The organism is Streptomyces sp. CB01635, from assembly GCF_002803065.1.
Lineage (GTDB): Bacteria > Actinomycetota > Actinomycetes > Streptomycetales > Streptomycetaceae > Streptomyces.
Genome location: NZ_NNBL01000012.1, coordinates 171,543 through 198,485, shown reverse-complemented (window position 1 = coordinate 198,485; position 26,943 = coordinate 171,543). Strand labels below are relative to the sequence as shown.

Annotated in this window: 23 protein-coding genes and 1 tRNA gene; 7 read left to right on the top strand and 17 right to left on the bottom strand. The window is 71.4% G+C overall.

The features are described from left to right. Positions 1–41 precede the first annotated feature (41 nt). Both CG723_RS27330 and CG723_RS27325 read left to right on the top strand, forming a co-directional pair. Positions 42–1,724: a sodium:solute symporter family protein gene (locus CG723_RS27330; RefSeq protein ID WP_100596149.1), complete on the top strand. Its 1,683-nt coding sequence runs from the start codon at positions 42–44 to the stop codon at positions 1,722–1,724. 18 nt (positions 1,725–1,742) lie between these two features. Further along, the gene (locus CG723_RS27325) at positions 1,743–2,024 is read left to right on the top strand and encodes a hypothetical protein (RefSeq protein ID WP_100596148.1); all 282 of its coding nucleotides are present in this window, start codon (positions 1,743–1,745) and stop codon (positions 2,022–2,024) included. Positions 2,025–2,307: 283 nt separating this feature from the next. Here the strand turns inward: CG723_RS27325 and CG723_RS27315 are convergent. The 12 genes from CG723_RS27315 to rsmI all read right to left on the bottom strand — a co-directional run bounded on the left by CG723_RS27315 (position 2,308) and on the right by rsmI (position 15,419). Continuing rightward, a tRNA-Gly gene (locus CG723_RS27315) sits at positions 2,308–2,380 on the bottom strand. Between the two features lie 50 nt (positions 2,381–2,430). After that, positions 2,431–3,135 (bottom strand): helix-turn-helix transcriptional regulator, encoded by a 705-nt coding sequence (locus tag CG723_RS27310; RefSeq protein WP_100596147.1) that lies wholly within the window; start codon positions 3,133–3,135, stop codon positions 2,431–2,433. Between the two features lie 247 nt (positions 3,136–3,382). After that, positions 3,383–5,281 carry an outer membrane protein assembly factor BamB family protein gene (locus tag CG723_RS27305; protein WP_100596146.1) on the bottom strand — a complete coding sequence of 633 codons (1,899 nt, stop codon included), beginning with the start codon at positions 5,279–5,281 and terminating at the stop codon, positions 3,383–3,385. Positions 5,282–5,354: 73 nt separating this feature from the next. After that, positions 5,355–7,133 carry an outer membrane protein assembly factor BamB family protein gene (locus tag CG723_RS27300; protein ID WP_100596145.1) on the bottom strand — a complete coding sequence of 593 codons (1,779 nt, stop codon included), beginning with the start codon at positions 7,131–7,133 and terminating at the stop codon, positions 5,355–5,357. Positions 7,134–7,313: 180 nt separating this feature from the next. Then, positions 7,314–9,134, bottom strand: a complete 1,821-nt coding sequence (locus CG723_RS27295; protein ID WP_100596144.1) for an ABC-F family ATP-binding cassette domain-containing protein — start codon at positions 9,132–9,134, stop codon at positions 7,314–7,316. Positions 9,135–9,333: 199 nt separating this feature from the next. After that, positions 9,334–9,591, bottom strand: coding sequence for a hypothetical protein (locus CG723_RS46420; RefSeq protein WP_159032553.1), 258 nt, complete (start codon positions 9,589–9,591; stop codon positions 9,334–9,336). Between the two features lie 78 nt (positions 9,592–9,669). After that, positions 9,670–10,569: a 4-(cytidine 5'-diphospho)-2-C-methyl-D-erythritol kinase gene (locus CG723_RS27285; protein WP_100596142.1), complete on the bottom strand. Its 900-nt coding sequence runs from the start codon at positions 10,567–10,569 to the stop codon at positions 9,670–9,672. Continuing rightward, the gene (gene rsmA, locus CG723_RS27280; RefSeq protein WP_100596141.1) at positions 10,566–11,429 is read right to left on the bottom strand and encodes a 16S rRNA (adenine(1518)-N(6)/adenine(1519)-N(6))-dimethyltransferase RsmA; all 864 of its coding nucleotides are present in this window, start codon (positions 11,427–11,429) and stop codon (positions 10,566–10,568) included. Before rsmA ends, CG723_RS27285 begins: the two co-directional genes overlap by 4 nt. 52 nt (positions 11,430–11,481) lie before the next feature. Further along, on the bottom strand, positions 11,482–12,810 hold the full coding sequence (locus CG723_RS27275; RefSeq protein ID WP_324904765.1) for a ubiquitin-like domain-containing protein: 1,329 nt from the start codon (positions 12,808–12,810) through the stop codon (positions 11,482–11,484). A gap of 134 nt (positions 12,811–12,944) precedes the next feature. Continuing rightward, positions 12,945–13,826, bottom strand: a complete 882-nt coding sequence (locus tag CG723_RS27270; protein WP_100596140.1) for a TatD family hydrolase — start codon at positions 13,824–13,826, stop codon at positions 12,945–12,947. Positions 13,827–13,890: 64 nt separating this feature from the next. Next, positions 13,891–14,328 (bottom strand): hypothetical protein, encoded by a 438-nt coding sequence (locus tag CG723_RS27265; protein ID WP_100596139.1) that lies wholly within the window; start codon positions 14,326–14,328, stop codon positions 13,891–13,893. 194 nt (positions 14,329–14,522) lie between these two features. Next, complete coding sequence (gene rsmI / locus CG723_RS27260; RefSeq protein ID WP_100596189.1) at positions 14,523–15,419, bottom strand: 16S rRNA (cytidine(1402)-2'-O)-methyltransferase; 897 nt, start codon at positions 15,417–15,419, stop codon at positions 14,523–14,525. 86 nt (positions 15,420–15,505) lie between these two features. On the opposite strand from rsmI, the gene CG723_RS27255 reads away from it, so the two are divergent. The 5 genes from CG723_RS27255 (at position 15,506) to CG723_RS27235 (ending at position 22,220) form a co-directional block, all read left to right on the top strand. Then, positions 15,506–17,269, top strand: coding sequence for a dolichyl-phosphate-mannose--protein mannosyltransferase (locus CG723_RS27255; RefSeq protein WP_234374538.1), 1,764 nt, complete (start codon positions 15,506–15,508; stop codon positions 17,267–17,269). A 130-nt stretch (positions 17,270–17,399) separates the two neighbouring features. Next, positions 17,400–19,037, top strand: coding sequence for a penicillin-binding transpeptidase domain-containing protein (locus tag CG723_RS27250; RefSeq protein ID WP_100596137.1), 1,638 nt, complete (start codon positions 17,400–17,402; stop codon positions 19,035–19,037). Positions 19,038–19,129: 92 nt separating this feature from the next. Then, positions 19,130–20,794 (top strand): penicillin-binding transpeptidase domain-containing protein, encoded by a 1,665-nt coding sequence (locus CG723_RS27245; RefSeq protein WP_100596136.1) that lies wholly within the window; start codon positions 19,130–19,132, stop codon positions 20,792–20,794. Between the two features lie 68 nt (positions 20,795–20,862). Further along, positions 20,863–21,369, top strand: a complete 507-nt coding sequence (locus tag CG723_RS27240) for a YbaK/EbsC family protein (RefSeq protein ID WP_100596135.1) — start codon at positions 20,863–20,865, stop codon at positions 21,367–21,369. Then, complete coding sequence (locus CG723_RS27235; RefSeq protein ID WP_100596134.1) at positions 21,366–22,220, top strand: DMT family transporter; 855 nt, start codon at positions 21,366–21,368, stop codon at positions 22,218–22,220. The genes CG723_RS27240 and CG723_RS27235 overlap by 4 nt, the downstream gene beginning before the upstream one ends. A gap of 8 nt (positions 22,221–22,228) precedes the next feature. On the opposite strand, the gene CG723_RS27230 is transcribed toward CG723_RS27235, so the two are convergent. From CG723_RS27230 to CG723_RS27210, 5 genes are read right to left on the bottom strand one after another with little or no spacing between them, the layout of a single operon-like run. Then, a complete protein-coding gene (locus tag CG723_RS27230) occupies positions 22,229–23,002 on the bottom strand; it encodes an SDR family NAD(P)-dependent oxidoreductase (protein ID WP_100596133.1) in 774 nt (257 codons plus the stop codon). Positions 23,003–23,042: 40 nt separating this feature from the next. Then, positions 23,043–24,203 (bottom strand): serine hydrolase domain-containing protein, encoded by a 1,161-nt coding sequence (locus CG723_RS27225; protein WP_100596188.1) that lies wholly within the window; start codon positions 24,201–24,203, stop codon positions 23,043–23,045. A gap of 51 nt (positions 24,204–24,254) precedes the next feature. Then, on the bottom strand, positions 24,255–25,046 hold the full coding sequence (locus CG723_RS27220; protein ID WP_100596132.1) for an energy-coupling factor ABC transporter ATP-binding protein: 792 nt from the start codon (positions 25,044–25,046) through the stop codon (positions 24,255–24,257). Beyond that, the gene (cbiQ, locus tag CG723_RS27215) at positions 25,034–25,795 is read right to left on the bottom strand and encodes a cobalt ECF transporter T component CbiQ (protein WP_100596131.1); all 762 of its coding nucleotides are present in this window, start codon (positions 25,793–25,795) and stop codon (positions 25,034–25,036) included. Before cbiQ ends, CG723_RS27220 begins: the two co-directional genes overlap by 13 nt. 1 nt (position 25,796) lies before the next feature. After that, a complete protein-coding gene (locus CG723_RS27210; RefSeq protein ID WP_100596130.1) occupies positions 25,797–26,846 on the bottom strand; it encodes an energy-coupling factor ABC transporter permease in 1,050 nt (349 codons plus the stop codon). Positions 26,847–26,943: the final 97 nt, after the last annotated feature.

The following is a 26,943-nucleotide window of genomic DNA, read 5'->3' as shown; positions in this document are numbered from 1 at the left end:
GGTTCCGGTCTGATCAGTTCGCGCAACGAAGCGAGTTCTCCATGCTGTCCCCCACACAAACCCTGGCCGCGGGGCTCCGGCTGCCCACCAACGGCCTCGACTACGCGATCCTGGCGATCTACTTCGTCGTGGTCCTCGGCATCGGCTTCGCCGCCCGGCGGTCCGTGAAGACCAGCCTCGACTTCTTCCTCTCGGGCCGCTCCCTGCCCGCCTGGGTCACCGGTCTGGCGTTCGTCGCAGCCAACCTGGGCGCCACCGAGATCCTCGGCATGGCGGCGACCGGCGCGCAGTACGGCGTCTCGGTCGTCCACTGGTACTGGATCGGCGCCATCCCGGCGATGGTCTTCCTGGGCCTCGTGATGATGCCCTTCTACTACCGCTCCAAGGTGCGCTCGGTCCCCGAGTACCTGCTCCAGAGGTTCGACAAGAGCGCGCACCTGCTGAGTTCCATACTCTTCGCCTTCGCGGCGATCCTGATCGCGGGCGTGAACCTGTACGCCCTGTCGATCGTCGTGGAGGCGCTGCTCGGCTGGCCGCAGTGGCTGGCCATCGTCGTCGCCGGCCTGTTCGTGCTCGCGTACATCACCATCGGCGGACTCTCCTCGGCGATCTACAACGAGGTCCTCCAGTTCTTCGTGATCCTCGCGGCGCTCATCCCCCTCTGCATCATCGGCCTCAAGCGGGTCGGCGGCTGGGGCGGCATGACCGACTCCCTGAAGAGCGCGCACGGCGACAACTTCCTCTCGGCCTGGGGCGGTACGGGCATCGGTGAGGCCAACCCGCTCGGCGCGAACTGGCTGACGATCATCCTCGGCCTGGGCTTCGTGCTCTCCTTCGGCTACTGGACGACGAACTTCGCCGAGGTGCAGCGCGCCCTGTCCGCGAAGAACCTCTCGGCCGCCCAGCGCACCCCGCTCATCGCCGCGTTCCCGAAGATCTTCATCGTCTTCCTGGTGATGATCCCTGGCATGGTCGCCGCGGTGCTGGTGCCGAAGATCGGCATGACCGGTTCGGACCTGACGTACAACGACGCGATCCCCTACCTGATGCAGGAGCTGCTGCCCAACGGCGTACTCGGCATCGCGGTGACCGGTCTGCTCGCCGCGTTCATGGCGGGCATGGCGGCGAACGTGTCGTCCTTCAACACCGTGTTCACGTACGACATCTGGGCCAAGTACGTGAAGACCGGCAAGCCCGACGGTTACTACCTGAAGTTCGGCCGCCTCATCACGGCGGTCGGCGTCCTCGCGTCGATCGGCACGGCGTTCATCGCCTCGTCGTTCTCGAACATCATGGGCTACCTGCAGACGCTGTTCTCCTTCTTCAACGTCCCGATGTTCGTCGTCTTCATCATCGGCATGTTCTGGAAGCGCGCCTCGATGAAGTCCGGCGTGTGGGGCCTGCTCGCGGGCACGACCGCCGCGATGGTCAACTACTTCTGGATCTACAAGCAGGGCGTCATCGACATCCCGACCGACCAGGGCGCCAACTTCGTCTCGGCGATCGTCGGCTTCGTCGCAGGCGCGGTCGTCATGGTCGTCGTCACCCTGTTCACGGCGCCCAAGCCCGAGGCCGAGCTCGCGGGCCTCGTGTACGGGACGGCGGCGCCGGGCCTGGAGGAGCTGCCCGCCGAGGGCGACGACGCCTGGTACCGCAAGCCCGCGCTGCTCGGGTGGGGCGCGATCGTCCTCGCCGCGCTGTGCTACGTCCCCTTCTCCCTCTGATCGGAGGCGCGAACCCTCATGTCTGAACTCCAGAACGAAGTCTCCGAGTTGGAGCGCAAGTCGGCGACGGCGGCGCGGCTCTTCGACATCCGGCGCATCATCGGCGGACTGTTCGTGGTGTACGGGGTCATCGTCACGATCGCCGGCATCACGGCGTCCGACGCCGACCTGAAAAAGGCCGAGAACATCAACATCAACCTGTGGACGGGCCTCGGCATGCTCGCCCTCGGGCTGTTCTTCCTGGTGTGGCTGAAGCTGCGGCCGACGGCTCCGCCGGTACCGCAGGACGGCGAGGCGTAAGCCCTTTGCCCCGGCCGGAGGCCATCACCTACGGGTGATGGCCTCCGGCCTTTCGAGCTCCGAAGGCTCGCCTCTCATTTCGTCTGCGGCGGCGAAGGCAACGACCGAGTCGAACTCGCCACCGCACCCGGCAACCAGATCCGCCTCCGCGAGAGTGACACCCCCGCCGTCGAACTGGTCACCGGTGCACAGTCGTTGGCGTACCTGCTTCGCGAATTCAAGCCGGGCCCCACCCCGTGAACGAAACAGGTCCCGCCCCGCCGAAGCGGGACGGGACCTGGTGTGGAGCGCCGAGCAGGCCTTGCACCTGCATCTCCCCGCAGGAAGCGGGGCGCCTTTCCTTGGACCACCGACGCACTGCCCGCACACCACGAGTGGCGGTGACGAGCACGGGATCGACTCTAGCTCAGGACTCCGGATCCGGCACGCCCGGAGCCGCCGGGACCACCGGCCCCGCCCGGTCGAGGAGCCCCGTGCGCGCGGCCAGCGCCGCCGCCTCCAGGCGCGAGCCGACGCCCAGCTTCATCAGGACCCGCTGCACATGCGTACGGGCCGTGCTCGGGGCGATGCCCATTCCGGCCGCGATGAGCCGGGTGTCCTCGCCGTCCGCGACCCGGACCAGGACCTCGACCTCGCGCGGCGTCAGCATCTGCAGGAGCCGCTGCCCCTCGTCGTCGGGCTGCGCGGCCGGGTTGAGCAGCTCGCTGAAGGCTCCCTGCAGGAGCTGCGGCGCCACGGCCGCCTCGCCCGCCCGCGCCTTCATCAGGGCGCGCTCGACCCCCTCGATCCGCTCGTCGTGCCGTACGTAGCCACAGGCGCCGGCCGCGAACGCCGCCGCGATCCCGCGCGGTGACGGCACGGGCCCGAGGACGACCACCGCCACCTGCGGGCGCTCCCGCTTGATGCGCACGATCGGGTCGAAGATGCCCGGCTCCGCGGGCGTCGCCGTACCGATGAGACAGACCTCGGGCGCCCGCTGGATCACCAGCTCGGCCGCTCCCGCGGCCGGCGCGGCCGCCGCGAGCACCCGGTGCCCGCGCAGCTTGAGAGCCGAGGCGAGCGCCTCGGCGAGCAGTCGGTGGTCGTCGACCACCATGAGCCGCACACCCATAGAGCCATCCCCCACATCCCCCGGGATCCCGTGGGACCCCCAGAACCCCCTCGGTGCGGAAAGCCCCCCGACTCCCCGACCTCCTCCATCTCCCGGAAGCTACACGCTCGTTCGGCGTTGCGCTTCCCCTACTGGTGAGAAGTGACCCGGAATGCCGGAATCTCCCGGCGGCGGGCGCCTATGCCGACGGCCCCGCACCCTGTGAGGGTGCGGGGCCGTCGTGAGTCCGCGGTGAACGGCTCCGGAGTTACTTCGCCGCGAATACCACGGCCTCGTACTCCTTCTCGTCCGCCGAATACGGCTTGGAGATGAGTTCCTTGCCCATGGCCAGCCTGCCGTTGGTGTAGAGCAGTTCGGACTGGGTGGGAGTCATGCTGCTGATGACGCTGGTCACGGTCTCCGTCGCCGGAGTGACCAGGAGCGTCTTCTGCTTCAGCGTCTTCGGGTCGATCGTGACGATCTCGGCGCCCTTGTCGTAGGGGCCGTCCTTGTACGCCAGGACGTTCCCGCCGTCCATGCGGACCGGGAAGAGCGTGTACTCGCCGCCGTCGACGCGGTCACCGGTGAGCCGGCCGTTCGCCAGGGAGAACGACACGATCTCGTTGGTCTGGCCGGACGTGCCGCCGCCGTCGTGCTCGCGGGTCGGCATGTAGACGCGGTCGTTGCCGACCGTGATGCCACGGCAGCCGTGAATCTCGCTGACGTCGCAGTCGAAGTCGTAACGGTCCTTCTCCAGCGAGACCTTGGCGCGCAGCTTGCCGGTGTCGTCGAGGGAGAACAGGTCCGACATCTCGACCTCCTCGCCGGTGGCGATCACGAAGGTGACCGGCTTGCTGGAGACGACGGAGATGACGTTCACGTCGGCCGGGATCTTGTAGGTCCACTTCGGCTTGCCCGTCGCCGGGTCGAGGAGCTGCACCTGGTGCTTCTCGTCGCCGTAGTCACCGCACTTGCGCACCGCGACCAGCTGCTCGCCGCCGCGGTAGCCGACGTCCTCGCAGGAGCCGGCCTGCGGCTGCCACAGGATCTTGCCCGACTTGATGTCGAGGGCCGCGCCACCGTCGTAGCCGCCGCCGGCCGCCAGCGTGGAGCCGGTGATCGACAGTTCCTTGAACGGGATGTCACGCCCGCCGGTGCCGACGCTCTTCGTCCACAGCTTCTTGCCCGTGTCGACGTTGAAGACCGTGATCTTGGTGCAGGGCTGGTAGTCGTACTCCTTGGGCTTGCGCGGGGCCGCCTCGCTGATGACCGCGCTCAGGCCGTCCTGGGTGACCTCGGGGGCCCCGCCGCACGTCTGGCCGGGCAGCGGGAGAGTCCAGGACTTCTTGCCGGTGTCCGCGGCGTAGCCGTTGATCTCGCCGAGACCCGCCTTGGCGTACGTCGTGTCCGTGAGCCAGGAGCCCTTGGTGCTGAACACCTCGTCCTTGGGCACCTCGTGCTGGGGCAGCTGGAAGAGGACCTGGGAGCTGGTGTTCCCCGGGACCTTCTCCTTGCTCGCGCCTCCGGTGGTGGTGCCGCCGGAGCCGCCCTTGTTCTCGTCGCCGCCCGTGCCGCCGGTGCCACCGGTCGTGCCCGCGGTGCTGGTGTCGGTCTTGTCGTCACCGGACGACGCCGAGTACCAGACGCCGCCGCCGATGATCAGGGCGACCGCGACGACAGCGCCGATGATGATCATCATCTGGGAGCTGATCTTCTTGCCGGCGCCGCCGCCCGCCGCCTGCATGGGCACGGTGCCCGGCGGCGGGTAGGCGCCGTACTGCGGCGGCTGCTGGCCCGGGTAGCCGTAGCCCTGCGGGGGCGTCGGCGGCTGGCCCTGAGGGGCCTGCGGGTAGCCGTAGTTGGGGGCAGGGGGCTGCGGGTGGCCGTAGCCCCCGGGCTGGCCCTGCGGCGGCGTCGGCGGCTGGGCGGGCGGCTGCGCCGGGGGCGGGGTCTGGGGCGCCTGCGGGTAGCCGTAGCCGGGCTGCTGCGCGGGCGGGGGCGGCGGTGTGGGCGCGCCGAACCCTCCGGGCGGGGGATCCTGCGGTGCGCCGAACCCTCCGGACGGCGGATCCTGCGGCTTGCCGAAGCCCACCGGCGGGGGGCCCTGCGGCGGGCTCTGGGGCGGGCCCTGCGGCGGCTCGTTGGGCGGCTGGGGCGGCTGCGTCATGACGTCTGTACCTCGGGTGACGGGGAGAAGGAGCGGGCAGCGGTGCGGTGGGCGGTCACTGGGGCTGCGGCGATCACTTGCCGTACGCCAGCATCAGCTTCTCCTCGCCCTTGGCCGTGCCGGACAGGCGCGTCGTGGAGATGTAGAAGCGCCCGTCGACGTAGTCGACCGCCTTGGAGTAGAAGCCGTTCTCGATCTGCGCGGTTCCCGCCGGGTTCTGCAGCAGGGTCTTCGGCGTGTGCGAGCCCGCCGTCGCGATCGATACGACCCTGCCACCGGCGTCGTACGAGGCGTTGACATAGGCGATCACGGCGCCGCCCTCGGTCTTCAGCGGCAGCATGTTCTGCGCCACCGGCGACTTCGCGCGCCAGCGCTCCTTGCCGTTCTCCAGGCTGATCGCGACGACCTCGTTGGCGCTGCCGCTGGTCGCCTTGGTCGGCAGGTACAGCGTGTTGGTGTCGGCGGCGACGCCCGTGCAGCCCTGGAGGTCACGGTCGAGGATGGCCCAGCCGCACTCGGGCGCGAAGTCCTCGTCGACCGAGACCTCGGAACGCACCGCGCTGCTGCCGTTCTTCAGCGTGGTGATGTTCCACTGCTTCTTGTCCTCGTTGGTGAGGTAGAGGACGACCGGCGAGACGGAGTAGGCGCGGGCGACCTTCCAGCCCTTGGGGAACGGCTTGGTCCACTTCGCCTTGCCCGTCGCCGGGTCCAGCTCCTGGATCTCGTCGTGCTCCTTGTCCGTGGAGGCACCGCAGGAGGAGACGGCCAGGAGGCGCTCGCCGCCTGCGAAGGCGCCGGGGAAGCAGGCCGCGCCGTACTTCTTCTTCTCGAACAGCTGCTTGCCGTCGCTGACGCTCAGACCGAGGCCGGACATCTGGCGGCCGACCATCAACGTGCTGCCCGCGTAGGTGAGTTCGACGCCGCTGCCGGTGCCGTCGAAGAGGTCCCCCTCGGGGATCTTCTTCTCCCAGTCCTTCTTGCCGGTCTTCAGGTCGATCTGCTGGACCTGGTTGCACTTGGCGCGGTCGGTGACACCGCTCATGTACGCGATGGCGACCTTGTCGTCGTCCGACTTCTGCACGCTGGCGCCGCAGATCTTCTGCGGGAGCTTGATGGTCGGCCAACTCGGCTTGCCGTCCGAGATGTTGTACGCGACGAGCTCGTTGTAGACCGCCTTCGCGGCGAGCGTGTCGGTGACCCACATGCCGGGCGCGTCCGCGCCGTCGCCGGGGGCCTTGGGGGCCGTCTTGTACCAGAGGACCTTCGACTCACCGGCCTGGCGGCCCGCGTTGAGGTCCTCCTTGCCGTCGCGTCCGTCACCGGAGCCGTCACCCGGGTCGACCGGCGCGGAGCCGGTGGGCTTGGGGTCCTGGCTCTTGTCGGCGACGGGGTCCTTCTTCTTGTCGTCACCGCCGCCCACGACCGCCCACACCACGCCGCCGGCGATCACGACGACGGCCACGGCGGCGGCCACGATGATCCCGGTCCGGCCCTTGAAGGGGTTCTTGCCGCCGCCCGGGCCCGCGGGGCCACCGGGGAACGGGGGCTGCTGCTGCGGGTAGCCGTACTGGGGCTGCTGTTGCGGATAGCCGTACTGGGGCTGCTGGCCGTACGGTCCCGGCTGCTGCTGCGGCTGTCCGTAAGGACCCGGCTGCTGGGGCTGACCGTAGGGGCCGCCCTGCGGGGGCTGGCCGTACGGGCCCGGCTGCTGCGGGTAGCCGTATCCGGGCTGCGGTGCCGGCGGCGTCTGCGGCGGCTGGCCCGGAGGCTGCGGCGGCTGACCCGGTGGCTGCTGCGGATCCTGTGGTGCTCCGAAGCCGCCTTGCGGCGGCTGATTGGGCGGCTGAGTCATCAGCGCTCCCCCCGTCTTCACTGATGTGTCTGCTCGCCTGGTCGATTTCAGGACGTTCTCTGGTCGTTCTCAGGCAAACCCAGAGCGCCCTTTCTATCACCCTGTGCAGTAGCACATCGGGCCGGTCGCTCCCCTGTTCCCAAGGGAGCACCGGCCCGTGATGGGTCTGTTACGGGAGCTTCACGCGTCCTCCGCGAGCTCGAGCCAGCGCATCTCCAACTCTTCGCGCTCCCCGATCAGTTCGCGCAGCTCGCCGTCCAGCTTGGCCACCTTCGCGAAGTCCGTGGCGTTATCGGCGATCTGCGCGTGCAGCTTGGTCTCCTTCTCGGACATCTTGTCCAGCTGCCGCTCGATCTTCTGGAGTTCCTTCTTCGCGGCGCGGGCGTCCGCGGCGGACACCGCCTTCTCCGGCGTGCCCGTGGCGGGGGTCGCGGCGGCGGCCGTCATCGAGGCGGCGACGGCCTCCTCCATGCGGCGGCGGCGCTCCAGGTACTCGTCGATACCGCGCGGCAGCATCCGCAGCGTGGCGTCGCCGAGCAGCGCGAACACCCGGTCCGTGGTGCGCTCGATGAAGAACCGGTCGTGGGAGATCACGACCATGGAGCCGGGCCAGCCGTCGAGGAGATCCTCCAGCTGCGTGAGGGTCTCGATGTCGAGGTCGTTCGTCGGCTCGTCGAGGAAGAGGACGTTCGGCTCGTCCATGAGGAGGCGCAGGATCTGGAGGCGGCGGCGCTCACCGCCGGAGAGGTCGCCGACGGGCGTCCACTGCTTCTCCTTGTTGAAGCCGAACGTCTCGCAGAGCTGGCCCGCGGTCATCTCGCGGCCCTTGCCGAGGTCGACGCGGTCGCGGACCTGCTGCACGGCCTGGATGACGCGCAGTTCGGGGTTGAGCTCGGCGACCTCCTGCGAGAGGTAGGCGAGCTTCACGGTCTTGCCGACGGCGACGCGGCCCGCCGCGGGCTGCTCCTCGCCGCCGGTGCGGGCGGCCTGTGCCATGGCCCGCAGGAGGGAGGTCTTGCCGGCGCCGTTCACACCGACGAGGCCGATGCGGTCGCCGGGGCCGAGCTGCCAGGTCAGATGCTTGAGGAGGACCTTGGGCCCGGCCTGCACGGTGACGTCCTCGAGGTCGAAGACGGTCTTGCCGAGCCGGGAGCTGGCGAACTTCATCAGCTCGCTCTTGTCGCGCGGCTCCGGCACATCGGCGATGAGCTCGTTCGCCGCCTCGATGCGGTAGCGGGGCTTGGAGGTGCGGGCCGGGGCGCCGCGGCGCAGCCAGGCCAGCTCCTTGCGCATCAGGTTCTGCCGCTTGGTCTCCTCGGTCGCCGCGATGCGCTCGCGCTCGGCGCGCGCGAAGACGTAGTCGCTGTAGCCGCCCTCGTACTCGAAGACGTCGCCCTTCTGCACGTCCCACATGCGGGTGCAGACCTGGTCGAGGAACCAGCGGTCGTGGGTCACGCAGACGAGGGCGGAGCGGCGGGCCCGGAGGTGGCCCGCCAGCCAGGAGATGCCCTCGACGTCGAGGTGGTTGGTGGGCTCGTCGAGGACGATCAGGTCGGGCTCGCCGATGAGGAGTTTCGCGAGCGCGATGCGGCGGCGCTCGCCGCCGGACAGCGGGGCGATGACCGTGTCGAGGCCCTGCGGGAAGCCGGGCAGGTCGAGTCCGCCGAAGAGGCCGGTGAGCACGTCGCGGATCTTGGCGTTGCCCGCCCACTCGTGGTCGGCGAGGTCACCGATGACCTCGTGCCGGACGGTCGCCTCGGGGTCGAGGGAGTCGTGCTGCGTGAGGACGCCGAGGCGCAGGCCGCCGCTGTGGGTGACGCGGCCGGTGTCGGCCTCCTCCAGCTTGGCGAGCATCCGGATGAGGGTGGTCTTGCCGTCGCCGTTACGCCCGACGACACCGATCCTGTCCCCCTCGGACACGCCGAGCGATACGCCGTCGAGCAGGGCACGGGTGCCGTACACCTTGCTGACTGCCTCGACATTGACCAGGTTGACTGCCATTTCGCTCCTGACAAGGGGATGGATCAGTCTTCCAGCGTAGTCGCCGCGAGGGGTCCGACAGCCTGCGCCTTCGCTGTGACGGCCCGGACACGGGCGGGGGCGAGGGAGCGGGGGACGGGGTGCGGGTGCTGCGGCGCCCGGTTCGCGGTCGCGCCGTACCACGCCACGCCCCACGACGGGAAGTTCGCGACGGCCGCGTTCAGGGCCTTCGTGCAGCGCGCCGCCGAGCGGCCCGGCTGCGGGGACCTGCGCCGGCCCGGCTGAGGACCGCGGCGACCTCGCGCGGCCGTACGACCCTGCCCTGCCAGCCGCCCCCGGCGGGCGGGGGCAGGAGGTGGCCGCGGGTGGCGAGCGCGGAGTGCAGCCCGACGAGGGCGAGCGCGCCGAGCGGGACGACAGCGCTGCCGATGCGGCGTCTGCGGCGCCGGTGCCGGGCGCTCGTGGTGTCGGTGGTCATGGCGACCACGGTGCCGCGGCACCCGCGGTGGCCGACAGCGCGGACGTACTCAGTTACCCGTGAGTACGTCCCGCTGTGTCAGCCCCGGACGACCGTCGCGCCCGGCGCCGGTGACGTCGTGACCCGTACGGAGCGGCAGGTGCCGGACGCCGTGAGGGCGGCGGCGACCGTGTGCGCCGACGTCTCGTCCGCGCAGAGGTACGCCGTGGTCGGGCCCGAGCCGGAGACCAGCGCCGCGAGGGCGCCCGCCGCCGTGCCCGCGTGGAGGGTGTCCTTCAGCGCGGGGAAGAGGGAGAGCGCGGCGGGCTGGAGGTCGTTCGTGAGCGTCGCGGCCAGCGCCGTCGCGTCGCCGGAGCGCAGGGCGTCGAGCAGCGCGGGCGAGGCCTCCGGCTCGGGGACGGCGCGGCCTTCGGCGAGACGGTCGAACTCGCCGTACACGGCGGGCGTCGAGAGCCCTCCGTCGGCGGCCGCGAACACCCACCAGAACTTCCCGCCCACGTCCAGGAGTTGAAGCTTCTCGCCGCGTCCGGTGCCGAGCGCCGCCCCGCCGACCAGACTGAACGGCACATCGCTGCCCAACTCGGCGCAGATCTCCAGGAGTTCGTCCCGAGTGGCGCCGGTGCCCCACAGCGCGTCGCAGGCCACGAGCGCGCCGGCCGCGTCCGCGGAGCCGCCCGCCATGCCGCCGGCGACGGGGATGTCCTTGTCGATGTGGAGGTGGACGCGGGGCTCGATCCCGTACCGCTCACCGAGCGCGATCGCGGCGCGGGCCGCGAGGTTCGTGCGGTCGAGGGGGACCTGGTCCGCGCCGGGGCCCTCGCAGGTGAGGGTCAGTTCGTCGGCCGCGGTCGCCGTGACGTCGTCGTGCAGGCCGACGGCGAGGAAGACGTTGGCGAGGTCGTGGAAGCCGTCGGGGCGGGCGGCGCCCACCGCGAGCTGGACGTTGACCTTGGCGGGGACCCGTACGGTCACGCTCACTGCTTGTTCTCCGCGATCCTTGCGAACTCCTCGACCGTGATGGCCTCGCCGCGCGCCTGCGGGGAGACACCGGCCGCGACCAGGGCGGCCTCGGCGGCGGCGGCCGATCCGGCCCAGCCGGACAGGGCGGCGCGCAGGGTCTTGCGGCGCTGGGCGAAGGCCGCGTCGACCACGGCGAAGACCTCGCGCTTGGAGGCGGTGGTCGCCACGGGTTCGGCGCGCTTGACCAGGGCGACGAGGCCACTGTCGACGTTCGGCGCGGGCCAGAAGACGTTCCGCCCGATGGAGCCGGCGCGCTTCACGTCCGCGTACCAGTTGGCCTTGACCGACGGGACGCCGTAGACCTTCGAGCCGGGGGCGGCCGCGAGGCGGTCGGCGACCTCGGCCTGCACCATGACGAGCGTGCGCTCGATGGTGGGGAAGGTGTCGAGCATGTGGAGCAGGACCGGCACGGCGACGTTGTACGGCAGGTTCGCGACGAGCGCCGTGGGCGCGGGGCCCGGCAGTTCGCGTACCTGCATCGCGTCGGAGTGGACGAGCGCGAAGGCGTCCTTCTTCTGCGGGAGGCGGGCCTCGATCGTCGCGGGCAGCGCGGCGGCGAGCACGTCGTCGATCTCGACGGCGGTGACGTGGGCCGCCGCCTCCAGGAGCGCCAGGGTCAGCGAGCCGAGGCCGGGGCCGACCTCGACGACGTTGTCCTCGGGGGTGACCTGCGCGGTGCGGACGATGCGGCGGACCGTGTTGGCGTCGATGACGAAGTTCTGGCCGCGCTGTTTCGTGGGCCGCACGCCCAGGGCTGCCGCCAGTTCGCGGATGTCGGCGGGGCCAAGCAGGGGGCCCTGGGGGTCAGTGGTGCTCACGGTCTCAGGGTACGGGGCGCCACGACCGGGTCCCGACCGCACTGCGGGAGCCCTACCCGTGCAGGCGGCCCCCGCAGTGCGGCCAGGGGCTCGCCCCGCGCCGCACGTAGAGCTTCTTCGCCCGGTACGTCTGCTCGGAGGCGGACGCGTCCTGGGGCCGGCCGCCGCCGCCCAGGCTGCGCCAGGTCTGTACGTCGAACTGGTAGAGGCCGCCGTAGGTGCCGGTGGCGTCGGTCGCGGAGGGGCGCCCGCCGGACTCGCACCGGGCGAGCTCGCTCCAGTTCAGGCCGTCGGCGCCTGCGACGGAGGGCGGCAGCGGCTTGGTGCCGACCTTCACGACCTGGCTGCGCGGCTCGCGCACGACCTCGGCGCTCATGCGGCGCGGCTTCTGCTTGACGCCGTTGACGGTGCGCAGGGCGTAGGTGACACGGCGGGCGCCCTGGCGGCCCGCCCGTTCGACGACCTCGGTGCCGCGGAACAGCGTCGGGTCCTGGGTGCGCTCCACGGCGTACTCGATGACTTCCTCGCGCACCTCCTTGCTGCCCTTGATCCGCATGACGGTGATCGTCTGCCCGTCGCGCGGGAAGCTGTCCTGCGGCACGGACGTGGTGTCCTGGCCGTGCAGCGAGATGCCCGCCTCGTCCACGGCGTCCCGGACGGTGGCGGCGTTGGTACGGATGGTGCGCTCGCGCCCGTCGGCCATGACCATGACGCTGCGTTCCGTGCGGACGTCGAACTCGAGGCCGTCGCGGGCGATGCGGCGGGAGCGGGACGCGGAGACGTAGGCGCCCTCGGCGCGCACGCCCAGCTGGTGCAGCGCGCCGTCGACGGTGCCCGCGGTGGTCCACACCTGGCGGCGCTGCCCGTCAATGGTGAGGTGGACGAGCCTGCCGTAGCGCACGGTGACCTCGTCCCCGCTGGCCAGGGCGGTGCCGGGGGCGGGCGCGACGACGTCGTGCGGGCCGACGTCGACCCCCTCGTCGGCGAGCAGCTCGCCGACGTCGTCCGCGAAGGTGTGCAGGGTGCGCGGCCTGCCTTCGACGCTGAGCTGGACCGCCTTGTCGGCGGCGACGAACGCGGTGGTGCCGCCGGCCAGGAACACGACGACGAGGGCCTGCGGAAGCAGGCGTCTGAGGGTCTCGGGGCGCTCGGGCCGTTTCCTGCGCCGGGCCGCCCTGCGGGCCTCGGCGCGCCCCGCGGCCGGGGCGGACTGGCGCGGCAGCAGCGCTTCGGGCACCTGCCAGGCCGGCTGGGTCTCCATCGACTCGTAGCCGGGGCGGTAGGTGCCCCCGTAGGGCTGCGGGCCGGGCGGTGGGTCGTATGTCCCGAGCGCGTCGAGCGTTTCCTGCGGCTCATACGTCCCGTACGGCGAATTGCTCACGACGACGCTCCTGGGTCCGGATCGGCGAGGAGAACCTAGCGGAGCATCGTCACTCTCCAAAGCATCACGACTACGCTGTGTCGCGCCTCGTTGCCGGCCTCACCCGCCGGGCGCCGTCCCGGGAGCGTGGTCGTTCAGTAGTCGAAGGCGCGGGCCGTGTTGGCGGAGACGGCCGCTGCGAGGGTGTCCTCGTCGAGGCCCTTCACCGCGGCCATCGCGCGCAGCGTGACCGGAATGAGATACGGGGCATTAGGCCGTCCGCGGTAGGGCGCGGGGGTCAGGAAGGGCGCGTCGGTCTCGACCAGAACGAGTTCGCGCGGGGCGACGGCGAGCGCGTCGCGCAGGGGCTGCGCGTTCTTGAAGGTGATGTTCCCGGCGAACGACATGAAGTAGCCGTTCTCCGCGCAGATCCGGGCCATCTCCGCGTCTCCGGAGTAGCAGTGGAAGACGGTGCGCTCGGGAGCGCCCTCCTCCTTGAGGATCCGCAGCACGTCGTCGTGGGCGTCGCGGTCGTGAATCACGAGCGCCTTGCCGTGCCGCTTGGCGATCTCGATGTGGGCCCGGAACGAGCGCTCCTGCGCGGCGATGCCTTCAGGTCCCGTACGGAAGTGGTCGAGTCCGGTCTCGCCGACGCCCTTGACGTGCGGGAGGGCCGCGAGCCGGTCGATCTCCGCGAGCGCCTCGTCGAGGGCCGCGTCGCCGCCGGCCGGCCGCTCCCCCTGCCGCGACCAGCCGTCGGGGTCGCCGAGGACGATACGGGGCGCTTCGTTCGGGTGCAGGGCGACGGTGGCGTGCACGCTCGGGTGCGCGGCCGCGGTGTCGGCGGCCCAGCGGGACCCGTTCACGTCGCAGCCGACCTGGACGACGGTCGTCACACCCACCGACGCGGCCTTGGCGAGGCCCTCCTCCACCGTGCCCGACTGCATGTCGAGGTGGGTGTGCGAGTCGGCGACCGGCACCGCGAGGGGCGCGGGCAGCGGCGGCGGGGTGACGTCCTTCGAACGGTCAGAGCTCATGCCCCGATTTTACGAAGCCGGGGTCACCGGGGTCGTCGGGGTGCGGTTGCCGCTCGGTCGGCGCTCAGTCTGTTTTGCGGTTCTGGAAGGGATGCAGCAGGTCGGAGAGGTGCCAGTGGTGGTCCTTCGCGGGGTGCTCCCCCGCCTCCGCGCCGGTCTCGTGCCGTCGCGCGGGCTCCGCCTCCTCGCGGTGCATCATGCCGAGGATCGACGAGACCCGCCCCGCCCTCATGATCCGTACGACATGGCCGCCGCAGTTGAGGCACGTGGGCCGGGTCAGCGGCGACGGGACCCGCTCGCCGCCCACCACGTACATCACGAACTCAGCGCCGTCGCCGTCGATGTGGTGCTCGATCTCGTAACTCTGTTCCCAGCCGTGACCGCACCGCATGCAGGCGAAGGCGTACGACTCGTGGGCGATGGCTGTGGCCGCGCTCCGGTTGGGTATCTGGGGTGCGGCAGCACCGGTCGGGGTCGGTACGGCGCCTGCGATCTCACTCATGCCTGCTCCTCTTGTCCGCTGGACAAGGCACCTCAGGGCGGGGCATTACATCCACCCTGAAGCGAGGGACGGGTGCGTCCCTTCAACCAGTGGACGCTTCTCCCGGCGCGATCGCATCAGGCCTGTCGACTATTGGATCCGATTTGGCCTTTCCTTATCGGAAGAGGCCCGATGCTCGGCCTGCGCTTTGCTTTTCACGATAGTCCTTTGCCCTCCGATGGGGCGCCCCGAGCGGCATTCTTTGCCGCCACCACGGCATCGAAGACCTCGCGCTTGGGTAGCCCCGCTTCGGCGGCCACCGCGGCGATTGCTTCCTTGCGCCGCTCCCCCGCCTCCTCGCGCACCTGCACCCTGCGCACCAGCTCGGAGGCGTCCAGTGACTCCGCGCCCTTCTCCGGGGCGCCCTCGACGACGACGGTGATTTCGCCGCGTACGCCTTCAGCGGCCCATTTCGCGAGTTCCCCGAGCGGGCCCCGCTTCACTTCCTCGTACGTCTTGGTGAGCTCGCGGCACACGGCCGCCCTGCGGTCGGCGCCGAATGCCTCCGCCATCGCGGCAAGGGTGTCGTCGAGGCGGTGCGGGGCCTCGAAATAGACGAGAGTGCGGCGTTCCTCCGCCACTTCCTTGAGCCGGCCCATGCGCTCGCCTGCCTTGCGGGGCAGGAAGCCCTCGAAGCAGAACCGGTCGACGGGCAGCCCGGACAGCGCGAGCGCGGTCAGCACGGCGGACGGACCGGGCACGGCGGTGACCTTGATGTCCCGCTCGACGGCGGCGGCGACGAGCCGGTACCCGGGGTCGGACACGGACGGCATCCCCGCGTCGGTCACGAGCAGCACCCGGGCCCCGCCCGCGAGCGCCTCGACCAGCTCGGGCGTGCGGGCGGACTCGTTCCCCTCGAAGTACGACACGACGCGCCCGCCCGGGGTCACCCCGAGCGCCTGCGTCAGGCGCCGCAGCCTGCGGGTGTCCTCGGCGGCGATGACGTCGGCGCCGGCCAGCTCCTTGCTGAGCCGGGGCGGCGCGTCCGACACGTCTCCGATGGGCGTGCCCGCGAGCACGAGCGTTCCGGGGGATTCTGGGCTTGATGTCACGGATCCATCCTCGCAGGGGCGGGGACCGGCCGACTCGGTCGGGCCGCACACGGGACTCGCACAGTGACGTTCCCTACGATGGCGCGGTGACCAGTACTGCGTCCTCGCCGCACTCGCCCTCGACCAGCGCCCCGCCGGGCCGAAGCCCCGGCGAGGGGCGGCAGCCGTCGACGTGGGAGCGCCGGCTGCGGCGGTTCGGTCACGTGGCGCGGCCCAGAGGCGACGTGGGCACGCGGCTCGTGCCGCCGTACGCGCCGCCGTCGTCGCGGCTGTGGGCGACGCTCGGCCTCTCCGACGGGGTCGCGCGGGGCATGACGCGCTGGTCGGGCTGGCTCGGTCCGCTGCTCGTGACGCTGGTCGCGGGCCTGATGCGGTTCTGGCATCTCGGCAGCCCGAAGGCCGTGATATTCGACGAGACGTACTACGCGAAGGACGCGTGGGCGCTGATCCACCGCGGCTTCGAGGTCAACTGGGACAAGAACGCCAACGACCTGATCCTCAAGACCGACGGCCATGTGCCGATCCCGCACGACGCCGCGTACGTCGTGCATCCGCCGGTCGGCAAGTACGTCATCGGGATCGGTGAGTGGCTGTTCGGATTCAACCCGTTCGGCTGGCGGTTCATGACGGCGGTGCTCGGCACGCTGTGCGTGCTGCTGGTGTGCCGCATCGGGCGGCGGCTGTTCCGCTCGACGTTCCTCGGCTGCCTGGCCGGTCTGCTGCTCGCCGTGGACGGCCTCGCGTTCGTCATGAGCCGCACGGCGCTCCTCGACTCGATCCTCGTGTTCTTCGTCGTTGCCGCGTTCGGCTGCCTGGTCGTGGACCGCGACAAGGCGCGCGGGAAGCTCGCCGCCGCGCTCCCGAGGGGCGAGGACGGCGTGCCACGCCCCGACGCGCACATCGCCGAGACGCTGCGCCTGGGCCTGCGCCCGTGGCGGCTGCTGGCCGGCCTGTGCCTGGGTCTCGCCGCGGGCACGAAGTGGAACGGCTTCATCTACGTGGCCGCGTTCGGCATCCTCACGGTCCTGTGGGACGTCGGCGCGCGCCGCGTCGCCGGGGCCGGCCGGCCGTACGTCACCGTGCTCAAGCGGGACCTCGGCTGGGCGTTCCTGTCGACGGTGCCGGTCGCGGTCGGCACCTACGTCCTGTCCTGGCTCGGCTGGATCCTTTCTCCTGCCGACGGGACCGGCGGCTACTTCCGCAACTGGGCGGCGACCGACGGCCGGGGCGGCTCCTGGACCTGGCTGTTCCCCGACTGGGTGCGCAGCCTGTGGCACTACGAGCACGAGGTCTACAAGTTCAACGTGGGGCTCAGCTCCCCGCACATCTACCAGTCGAACCCGTGGAGCTGGCTCGTCGACGGCAGGCCGGTCTCGTACTTCTACGAGTCCCCGCTGCCCGGCAAGGACGGCTGCCCGGCCGGCGCGGGCGACAAGTGCGCCCGCGAGGTCCTCGCGCTCGGCACCCCGCTGCTGTGGTGGGCCGCGGCGTTCGCCGTGCTGTATCTGCTGTGGCGCTGGTTCTTCCGCCGCGACTGGCGGGCGGGAGCCATCGCGTGCGCCATCGCCGCGGGCTATCTGCCCTGGTTCAACTACCAGGAACGCACGATCTTCTTCTTCTACGCGGTCGTCTTCGTGCCCTTCCTCTGTCTCGCCGTCGCGATGCTGGTCGGCGCGATCCTCGGGCCACCGGGCTCCGGGGAGCGGCGCAGAGTCGTGGGCGCGGCGGGCGCGGGCGTGCTCGTCCTGCTGATCGTGTGGAACTTCGTCTACTTCTGGCCGATCTACACCGGCCAGGCGATCCCGTTCCACTCCTGGCAGTCCCGGATGTGGCTGGACTCCTGGGTCTGACCTCGGACGACCCGACCCCGCGCAAGCGGTCTCCGTTCGGACAAGTTCGGACAACATCTGCGCACTCTCGTCACACCGGGCACGGCTGCCGCCTAAAGTTCCCCACCGGAACCTGGGGAGGGGACGCAGCATGCGCAAGGGGGCCAAGGCGGCTGTGATCGGCGGGGTGTTCGCCATCATGGTCGGGGGCGCGGGATACGGCGCGTACAACGTGGTGACAGCCGTGACCGGTTCGGGCGGATCGAGTACGGCGGGGGCACCCTCGCCGCGCAGGACCGGGCCGCCGACGGCGGACGAGATCAAGGACGTGTCGCAGAAGTTCCTCGCGGCCTGGGCGAAGTCCGACCCGGACTCCGCGTCGACGTACACGAACAACGCGGAGTCTGCGCTCTCGGCGCTGACCGGCTGGCACGACGACGCGCACATCACGCAGACCACGCTGACGGCGGGGGCGCCCTCGGGGGCGCAGGTGCCGTTCAAGGTGAAGGCCACGGTGTCGTTCGAGGGGAAGAAGAAGACCCTCTCGTACGACTCCTCGCTGAAGATCGTGCGGGGCCTCAACACCGGCAGGGCGCTGGTCGACTGGCAGGCGTCCGTCGTACACCCGGACATGCGCAGGGGCGACACCCTCGTCACGGGCGAGGCCTCGGCGCCGCCCATCGAGGCCGTGGACCGCTCGGGCGCCGTCCTGACGAAGGAGAAGTACCCCTCGCTCGGGCCGATCCTGGACCAGCTGCGCGAGAAGTACGGTGACACGGCCGGCGGCCGAGCGGGTGTGGAGACGTACATCCAGCCCGAGAACGAGGACGCCGGGACCAAGACGCTGCTCACGCTGGTGAAGGGCAAGGCCGGCGAGCTGCACACGACGCTCAGCGCGACCGCGCAGGCGGCGGCGGAGAAGGCCGTGAAGAGCTTCGACGAGTCGTCCGTGGTGGCCGTGCAGCCGAGCACGGGCCAGGTCCTCGCGGTCGCCAACCACCGCCAGGACGGCTTCAACGCCGCCTTCCAGGGCGAGCAGGCCCCCGGCTCCACGATGAAGATCATCACGACGGCGATGCTCATCGACAACGGTGTCGCCTCGGTCAGCAGCCCGGCGCCCTGCCCGGACACGGCGACCTGGCAGAGCCAGACGTTCCACAACCTTCCGGGCATGAAGGCCAACGAGGGCGCCAACCTCGCGGACAGCTTCGCGCGGTCCTGCAACACCGCGTTCGTGAAGCTCATCGACGAGAAGCCGCTGACGGACGAGTCGTTGACGCGTGAGGCGCAGGACCGCTTCGGTCTCGGCCAGGACAACTGGAAGACCGGCATCGCGTCGGCGGACGGCAAGATCCCTCCGTCCGGCGGCCCCGACCGCGCGGCCAACGCGATCGGGCAGGGCCAGATCCAGATGAACCCGCTGAACATGGCGTCCGTCACGGCGACCGCGAAGACGGGTGTCTTCCGGCAGCCGGTGATCGTGCCGCGCTCCCTCGACGACCGGCAGCTCGCCCCCGCCCGCGGCCTCGCCCCCAGCACCGCCGCTCAGCTGCGGCAGATGATGTACCGCACCGCGACGGTGGGCACCGCCGCGCAGGTCATGGCGGGTCTCGGCCCGGAGATCGGCGCCAAGACCGGCTCGGCGGAGGTCACCGGCCAGACCAAGTCGAACAGCTGGTTCACCGCCTACCGCGGGGACGTCGCGGCGGCCGCGGTCACCGAGGAGGGCGGCCACGGCGGCGACGCCGCGGGCCCGATCGTGGCGGCGGTGCTACGGGCGGGTAGCTGAGCCGACGTCGGGGGCACTTATCAAGACGCCTTAGTCTGAGCCGTCCGCGAGGAACCCAGTGGACCGGGCAGACAGGCAACGACGGAGGACCGGTGGGCAGCAGAGGCAGGCAACCCGAGCGCAAGAAGGCGACCGCGGCCGTGATCGGCGGCGTGGTCGCCGTCGTGGTGCTCGGCGCCGGAGTCAGCGCCTACGCCCTCTTCAGCAGCGACTCGGACCGGACGGCCGCGGCCGACGACAAGCCCCACGTCAAGACGGGTCCCGTCACCGCGGCCGAGGTCCGCACCGCGGCCGACCGGTTCCTGACCGCGTGGGCCGCGGGCGACACCGCGAAGGCGGCGGCCGCCACGGACGACGCCACCGCGGCGACGGCCGCCCTCACCTCGTACGGCAAGGACGCCCATCTGTCCGGGGTGAAGCTGGTGCCCGGGAAGCGTGCCGGGGCGAAGATGCCGTTCGCGGTGTCGGCGACGCTCTCGTACGGGGGAAAGTCGAAGCCGTTCGCGTACGGCTCCGAACTGACCGTCGTGCGGCGGGTGAAGGACGGCAAGCCGCTCGTCGGGTGGCAGGCGTCCGTCGTGCACCCGGACCTCAAGGACGGTGACCGGCTCGTCACGGGTGCGGCCGGTGACCCGCCGATCAAGGCGACGGACCGCTCCGGGAACGAGCTGACCACGGCCAAGTACCCCTCGCTCGGCACCGTCATCGACGGGCTGCGCGAGAAGTACGGCAAGAAGGCCGGCGGCACGGCGGGCATCGAGCTGCGCGTCGTCCACAAGGACAGCGGCAAGGAGAGCGAGCACACGCCCGACAAGACGCTCGTCACGCTCTCCAAGGGCACGCCCGGCACGCTGCGTACGACGATCAGCCCGACGTCGCAGGCCGTCGCCGAACGCGAGGTCGCCAAGCGGGAGAAGGCCGCGGTGGTCACCATCAAGCCGTCGACCGGGGAGATCCTCGCGGTCGCCAACTCCCGCCCCGAAGGCTTCAACACGGCCTTCCAGGGCTCCCTCGCGCCCGGCTCCACGATGAAGATCGTGACGTCGTCGATGCTCCTGGAGAAGAACCTCGCGGGCGTCGACAAGAAGCACCCGTGCCCCAAGTACGTGACGTACGGCGGCTGGAAGTTCCAGAACGACGACAAGTTCGAGATCAAGGACGGCACGTTCCGGGCCAGCTTCGCGCGCTCGTGCAACACCGCCTTCATCAGCCAGGCCAAGGAGCTGGAGGACGGCGACCTGACGAAGCAGGCGCAGGAGGTCTTCGGGCTCGGCCGCGACAACTGGTCGATCGGCGTGCCCAGCTTCGACGGCGCGGTCCCGGTGCAGTCGCAGGCGCAGATGGCGGCCTCGCTGATCGGGCAGGGCGGGGTGCGGATGAACCCGCTCAACATGGCGTCGGTCGTCGCCACCGCCAAGACGGGCGAGTTCAAGCAGCCCTACCTCGTCTCGCCCGAATTCGACCACCGCACGCTCGCCACGGCGTCCCGCAAGCTGTCCCCGTCGACCGTGGGCGCCCTGCGCGACCTGCTGCACTACACGGCGGTCGCCGGTACGGCGGTCGAGCCGATGTCGGGTCTCGGCACCGACATGGGCGCGAAGACCGGCTCGGCGGAGGTCGACGGGCAGAAGGAGCCGAACGGCTGGTTCACGGCCTGGCGCGGCGACCTGGCCTCGGCGGCGGTCGTCCAGCAGGGCGGCCACGGCGGTGACTCGGCGGGTCCCGTGGTGCGGCAGATGCTGCTGGCGGGGGACTGACGGCGGAGGCTGGCAGCGGGGCCGATACCTGGTCGCGTGGCGGGTACACGGAGCGCTACGGTGCGGCTATGAGCACCCCGGAACCCGCTGCATCCGCCGCGCACCCCCGTTTCGCCGAAGCCCTCGCCGAGCTGGGCCTGGCCGACGTACTCCCGCTCGTCCGCCGCTTCCCGGAGGCGACCAGGACCGCGCAGGAGGCGGCGGCCGCGATCGACTGCGAACTCAGCCAGATCTGCAAGTCGCTGATCTTCGCGGCGGACGGGGTGCCGGTGCTTGTCCTGATGGACGGTGCGTCGCGGGTGGACGTGGAGCTGGTCCGGCGCGAGCTGGGCGCCGAGAAGGTCACCCGCGCCAAGGCGGACGTCGTGCGCGCGACGACCGGATACGCGATCGGCGGCATCCCGCCCTTCGGACACCTCACCAGGACCCGGGTCCTCGCCGACCGCTCGCTCCTGGACCACGACACCGTGTGGGCCGCCGCCGGCACCCCGTACGCCGTGTTCCCCATGGACCCCAAGTCGCTGATCGCACACGCCGGCGCGAACCTCGTCGACGTGCGCGAGAGCGCTCAGTGACCCCACTCGTCGCGGCGGCCGTGCTTCTCGCGGCCGTCACGCACGCGAGCTGGAACGCGATCGCCCACCACATCACCGACAAGCTGGTCGGCTTCACGCTGATCTCGGGCGGCGGCGCGCTCATCGGGCTCGCGTGCGCGCCCTTCGTGCCGTTCCCGCACGCCGCGGCCTGGCCGTATCTGATCGGCTCCGCGCTCCTCCACGTCGCCTACTACGCCCTGCTCATGCGGTCGTTCAGGCTCGGCGACTTCGGCCAGGCGTACCCGATCGCGCGCGGCACGGCACCACTCGTGGTGACCGTGCTCGCCGCGGTGTTCGCGGGCGAGATCCCCGACGGCTGGCAGGCGGCGGGCGTCGCGGTCTCGTGCGCGGGCCTGACCGGGCTCGCCCTGTGGGGCATACGGGGCTCGGGGCGCAGGCCCGACTGGGCGGCCGTGGGGGCGGCCGTCGCGACGGGCGTGTCCATCGCCGCGTACACGGTGGTGGACGGCCTCGGTGTGCGGGCCTCCGGGAACTCGCTCGGCTACATCGCGTGGCTGATGATGCTCGGCTGCCTCGGCGTCCCGGTGTACGCGGCCTGGACGTGGCGCGGCGAACTGACCGCGCGCCTGCGGCCGTTCGCGGTGGTCGGGCTGCTCGGCGCGGCGCTGTCCGTATCCGCGTACGGGCTCGTCCTGTGGGCGCAGACGCGGGCGGACCTCGCCCCGATCTCGGCGCTGCGCGAGTCGTCGATCATCGTGGGCGCGGCGATCGGGACGGTGTTCTTCAAGGAACGGTTCGGTACGCCGCGAATGGTGGCGGCGGGGCTGATGGTGGCGGGGATCGGGCTGATGCTGCACACCGCCGGCTGAGCGGGGCGTTACGTGAGCTGGGTGCGGAATCCCAGGTTCGCCGAGGTCAGGCCGCCGTCGACCGGGAGTGTGACCCCGGTGATCCATGCCGCGTCCGGCGAGGCGAGGAACGTGACGGCCGCCGCGATGTCCTCCGGCTCACCGACCCGCCCCAGCGGGTAGAGGCCGCTGACGGCGTCCAGGGCGGCACCCCGGCCCGACCAGGCGGGGGTGCGCACCGTGCCCGGCGCGACGAGGTTGACGCGGACGCCGCGCGGGCCCGCGTGCCCGGCGAGAGTGCGGGTGAGGGAGCCGAGCCCCGCCTTCGCGGCGCTGTACGCGTGATTGCCGTAGTCCTGAAGGCCGTTGACGGATCCTATGCTCACGATCGCGCCGCGGCCCGACGCCACCAGATGGGGCAGCGCGGCACGGCAGCAGCGGTACGCGCCGGTCAGCGTGATGTCGAGGTCGCGGGTCCACACGTCGTCCGGCTCGTCCTCGAAGCGGGCGGCGTCCGGGGCGCACGCGTAGGCGTTGTTGACGAGCACGTCGAGGCGGCCGAACTCCTCCACGGCGGCCGCGACCGCCGCCTCCACCGATTCACGTGACCCGACGTCGCAGGTGAACGCCCTTGCCACGCCGCCCTGTTCACGGATTCCGGCGGCCGTCTTCTCCGCTGCCTGCGCATCCACATCGGTGACGGCGACCTGCGCCCCCTCGGCGGCGAACCTGTGCGCGGTGGCGGCGCCGATGCCGCGCGCCGCACCGGTGATCATGACCCCGTACCCCTCGAAGCGCCTCATGGGCCGACGCTACCCGGCGCGCGGCCGGGGCACACGGCGGTTATCCGGCGAGCGAGGCGCGCACGGCCCGCACCAGCGCCTGGGCGCGCGGGTCGGCGGTGACGCCCTTCTGCATGCCGTTCGTGACGTACCCGAAGGCGATCCCGGACTCGGGGTCCGCGAAGCCGAGCGGGCCGCCCCGTCCGGGGTGGCCGAAGGAGCCGGGGCCGAGGAGGGGGGAGGCGACCCCGTGGAGCATGTAGCCGAGTCCGAAGCGGGTCGGGACGACGAGGACCCGGTCGGCTCCCTCGGACGCCTCCGTGCGGGCCGCCTGAGCCGTGTCCGGCGTGAACAGGCGGGTACCGCCGTCGACTTCGCCGATCAGGGACGCGTAGAAACGGGCGAGCCCCTCCGCCGTGCCGACGCCGTTCGAGGCGGGGAGCCCGGCCGCGCGGTAGGCCGGGTCGTTCTCGTCGGGCGCGGGGGCGATGGCGCCGAAGGCGCGGCGGGTGAGGGAGCCGGGGTCGGAGTACGCGTCGGCGACGTTCTTCCTGGGGCGGATGCGCAGGCCGCCGCCGGGCACTGCCGGGGGTTCGACGGGGCCGATGAGACCGGCGCGGTGCGCCTCGGCGTCGGGCAGCCCGACCCAGAGGTCGGCGCCGACGGGGGCGGCTATGTGCTCGGCGATCCAGGCGCCGACGGTGCGGCCGGTGACGCGGCGCACGAGCTCGCCGGTGAGCCAGCTGTAGGTCTGTGCGTGGTAGCCGTGGTCCGTGCCGGGTTCCCAGGCGGGGGCCTGGGCGGCGACGGCCGCGGCGCCGGTGTCGGGGTCGGCGGCCTCGGCGGGGGTCAGCGGGCGGTCGAGCGCGGGCACCCCGGCGCGGTGCGCGAGGACGTCACGGACGAGGACGTGCTCCTTGCCGTGCTCCTTGAACTCGGGCCAGTAGGCGCCGACCGGCGCGTCCAGGTCGAGCTCTCCCCGCTGGTGCAGGAGGAGCAGCGCGGCGGCGGCCACGCCCTTCGTGGCGGAGCGCATGATCTGGGCTGTGCCGCGCTCCCAGGGGGCGCCGCCGCTCACGTCGCGGGTGCCGGCCCACAGGTCGACGACCTTGTGTCCGTCGCGGTAGACGACCACGCCCGCGCCGCGCTCGCCGAGCGCGTCGAAGTTGTGCGCGAAGGCGTCCCTGACCGGTTCGAACCCGGCGGCCACTGTGCCGTTCATGTCACTCACATCGGGTGCAACAGCCATGGATCGCTGAGGATTCCTCGGCGCTCAGACCTTCACGGACTTCGGGTCGAAGCCGAAGGGGAGCTCGAGGCGGTGTGCGCGCATGAGGTCCTCGTCGGCGAGGAGGTCGCCGGTCGTCCCGTCGGCCGCGATCACGCCCTCGCTGAGGATCACCGAGCGCGGGCAGAGTTCGAGCGCGTACGGCAGGTCGTGCGTGACCATCAGGACGGTGACGTCCAACGATCGGAGGATGTCGGCGAGTTCGCGGCGCGAGGCCGGGTCGAGGTTCGACGAGGGCTCGTCCAGGACGAGGATCTCGGGCTCCATGACGAGGACGGTGGCGACCGCGACGCGGCGGCGCTGCCCGAAGGAGAGGTGGTGCGGCGGCCGGTCGGCGAAGTCGGCCATACCGACCTGGGCCAGGGCCTTGTGCACGCGGGCCTCGAGTTCGGGCCCCTTCACCCCGGCCGCGGCGGGCCCGAAGGCCACGTCCTCTCGGACGGTCGGCATGAAGAGCTGGTCGTCGGGGTCCTGGAAGACGATGCCGACCTTGCGCCGGATCTCGGCCATGTGCCGCTTGCCGACGGGCAGACCGGCGACGGTCACGGTGCCGGCGCCACCGGTGAGGATGCCGTTGAGATGCAGCACGAGGGTCGTCTTGCCAGCGCCGTTGGGCCCGAGCAGGGCGACGCGCTCACCGCGGCCGATGGTCAGGTCGACGCCGAAGAGGGCCTGGTGCCCGTCGGGGTAGGCGTAGGCGAGGCCGCTGACCTCAAGCGATGCGGGCGAAGCCGACGAGCGGGAGAGCGAGGCGGGGGAAACAGTCACAGCAGCCATCCCAGCAGACAGACGACAAGAGCGGCACAGGGGAGGGTGAGGGCGTACGACCACTGCGTGCGGGACGCGCTCACGTCGTCGATGACCGGCATCGATCCGGCGTACCCGCGGCTGACCATGGCCAGATGCACGCGCTCGCCGCGCTCGTAGGAGCGGATGAAGAGGGCGCCCGCGGACTTGGCGAGGACGCCCCAGTGCTTCACGCCGCTCGCCTCGAAGCCGCGCGACTCCCGGGCGATCTTCATGCGGCGCATCTCGTCAGTGATCACATCGCCGTAGCGGATCATGAACGACGCGATCTGGACGAGGAGCGGCGGCAGCTTGAGCCGTTGCAGGCCGAGCAGCAGTTCGCGCAGCTCCGTCGTGGAGGCGAGCAGGACGGACGCGGCGACGCCGAGGGTGCCCTTGGCGAGGACGTTCCAGGCGCCCCACAGGCCGTTGACGCTGAGGGACATCCCGAGGACGTCGACGCGCTCGCCCTGCGCCACGAACGGCATGAGGACCGCGAAGGCGACGAAGGGGATCTCGATGAGGAGCCGCTTGAGGAGGAAGGCGGCCGGGACTCTGGCCGCGTACGCGACGGCCGCGAGCAGCACCGCGTACAGGGCGAACGCCCACATCGCCTCGCGGGGCGTGGAGACGACCACGATCACGAAGCAGAAGACGGCGGCGAGCTTGGTGTGCGGCGGCAGGCCGTGCACGGGCGAGTGCCCGTGCCGGTAGAGCTTGTGCGCGTGCCCCGCACCCATGTCAGACGGTCTCCGTGATCTCGCTCGGGGAGGTGCCCGCGTTGCGGCGCCTGCGCAGCACCCAGAAGATGCCGCTGCCCGCGACGACGGTGACGCCGACGCCGATCACGCCGGCGAGGCCGCCGGAGAGCCGGGCGTCGCCGACGTCCTTGACGCCGTAACCGGCGAGCGGGGAGCCGTCGGAGGCGTGCTTCTCGGTCTTCGTGTCGATTCCCTTGTCGTGGGCGACCTTCTCCAGGCCGTCCGGGTTGGCGGAGGCGTAGAAGGAGACGAAGCCGGCGAGGACGAGGGAGGTCACGAGGCCGGTGATCCAGACCTTGCGGTGGGAGCGTGCGGCGACGGGAGCGGGCACGGTGTCCGCCGCGTCGACGAGTTCGCCGCCGACGCGGAGCTTGAGCGGCCGGTGCAGGCCGCGGGCGCCGTACACGAGGTCGGGGCGGACGGCGACGACCGCGCCGACGGTCAGCGCGGTGATGACGGCCTCGCCGATCCCGATGAGGACGTGCACGCCGACCATGGCGGTGGCGACCTTGCCGATCGAGACGTCGGTGGTGCCGCCGATCGCGTAGATCAGGGTGAAGACGACGGCCGCGGCCGGTACGGACAGGAGCGCCGCGACGAAGGAGGCGACGGTGATGGAGCGGCGCCCCCTGGGCAGCACCTTCACCAGGCCGCGGAAGACGAGGTAGGCGACGACCGTCGTGGTGATCGCCATGTCGGTGATGTTCACGCCGAGCGCGGTCAGGCCGCCGTCGGCGAAGAGGACGCCCTGCATCAGGAGCACCACGGACACACAGAGGACGCCGGTATAGGGGCCGACGAGTATCGCGGCCAGTGCGCCGCCCAGGAGGTGGCCGCTGGTGCCCGCCGCGACGGGGAAGTTCAGCATCTGCACGGCGAAGATGAACGCGGCGACGAGGCCCGCGAGGGGGGCCGTCCGCTCGTCGAGCTCGCGCCGCGCGCCTCGGAGGCTGACGGCCACGGCGCCCGCGGCGACGACACCTGCGGCCGCCGACACGGGGGCGTTGATGAATCCGTCGGGGACATGCATGGGTGAAAGCTCCGCTTCGGGGCACACGACAGGCTTGGTTGACCGTTCGATGATAGTGCCTTGTTGCGAACTGGTTGCAAGAGCGCCGACAGCACGA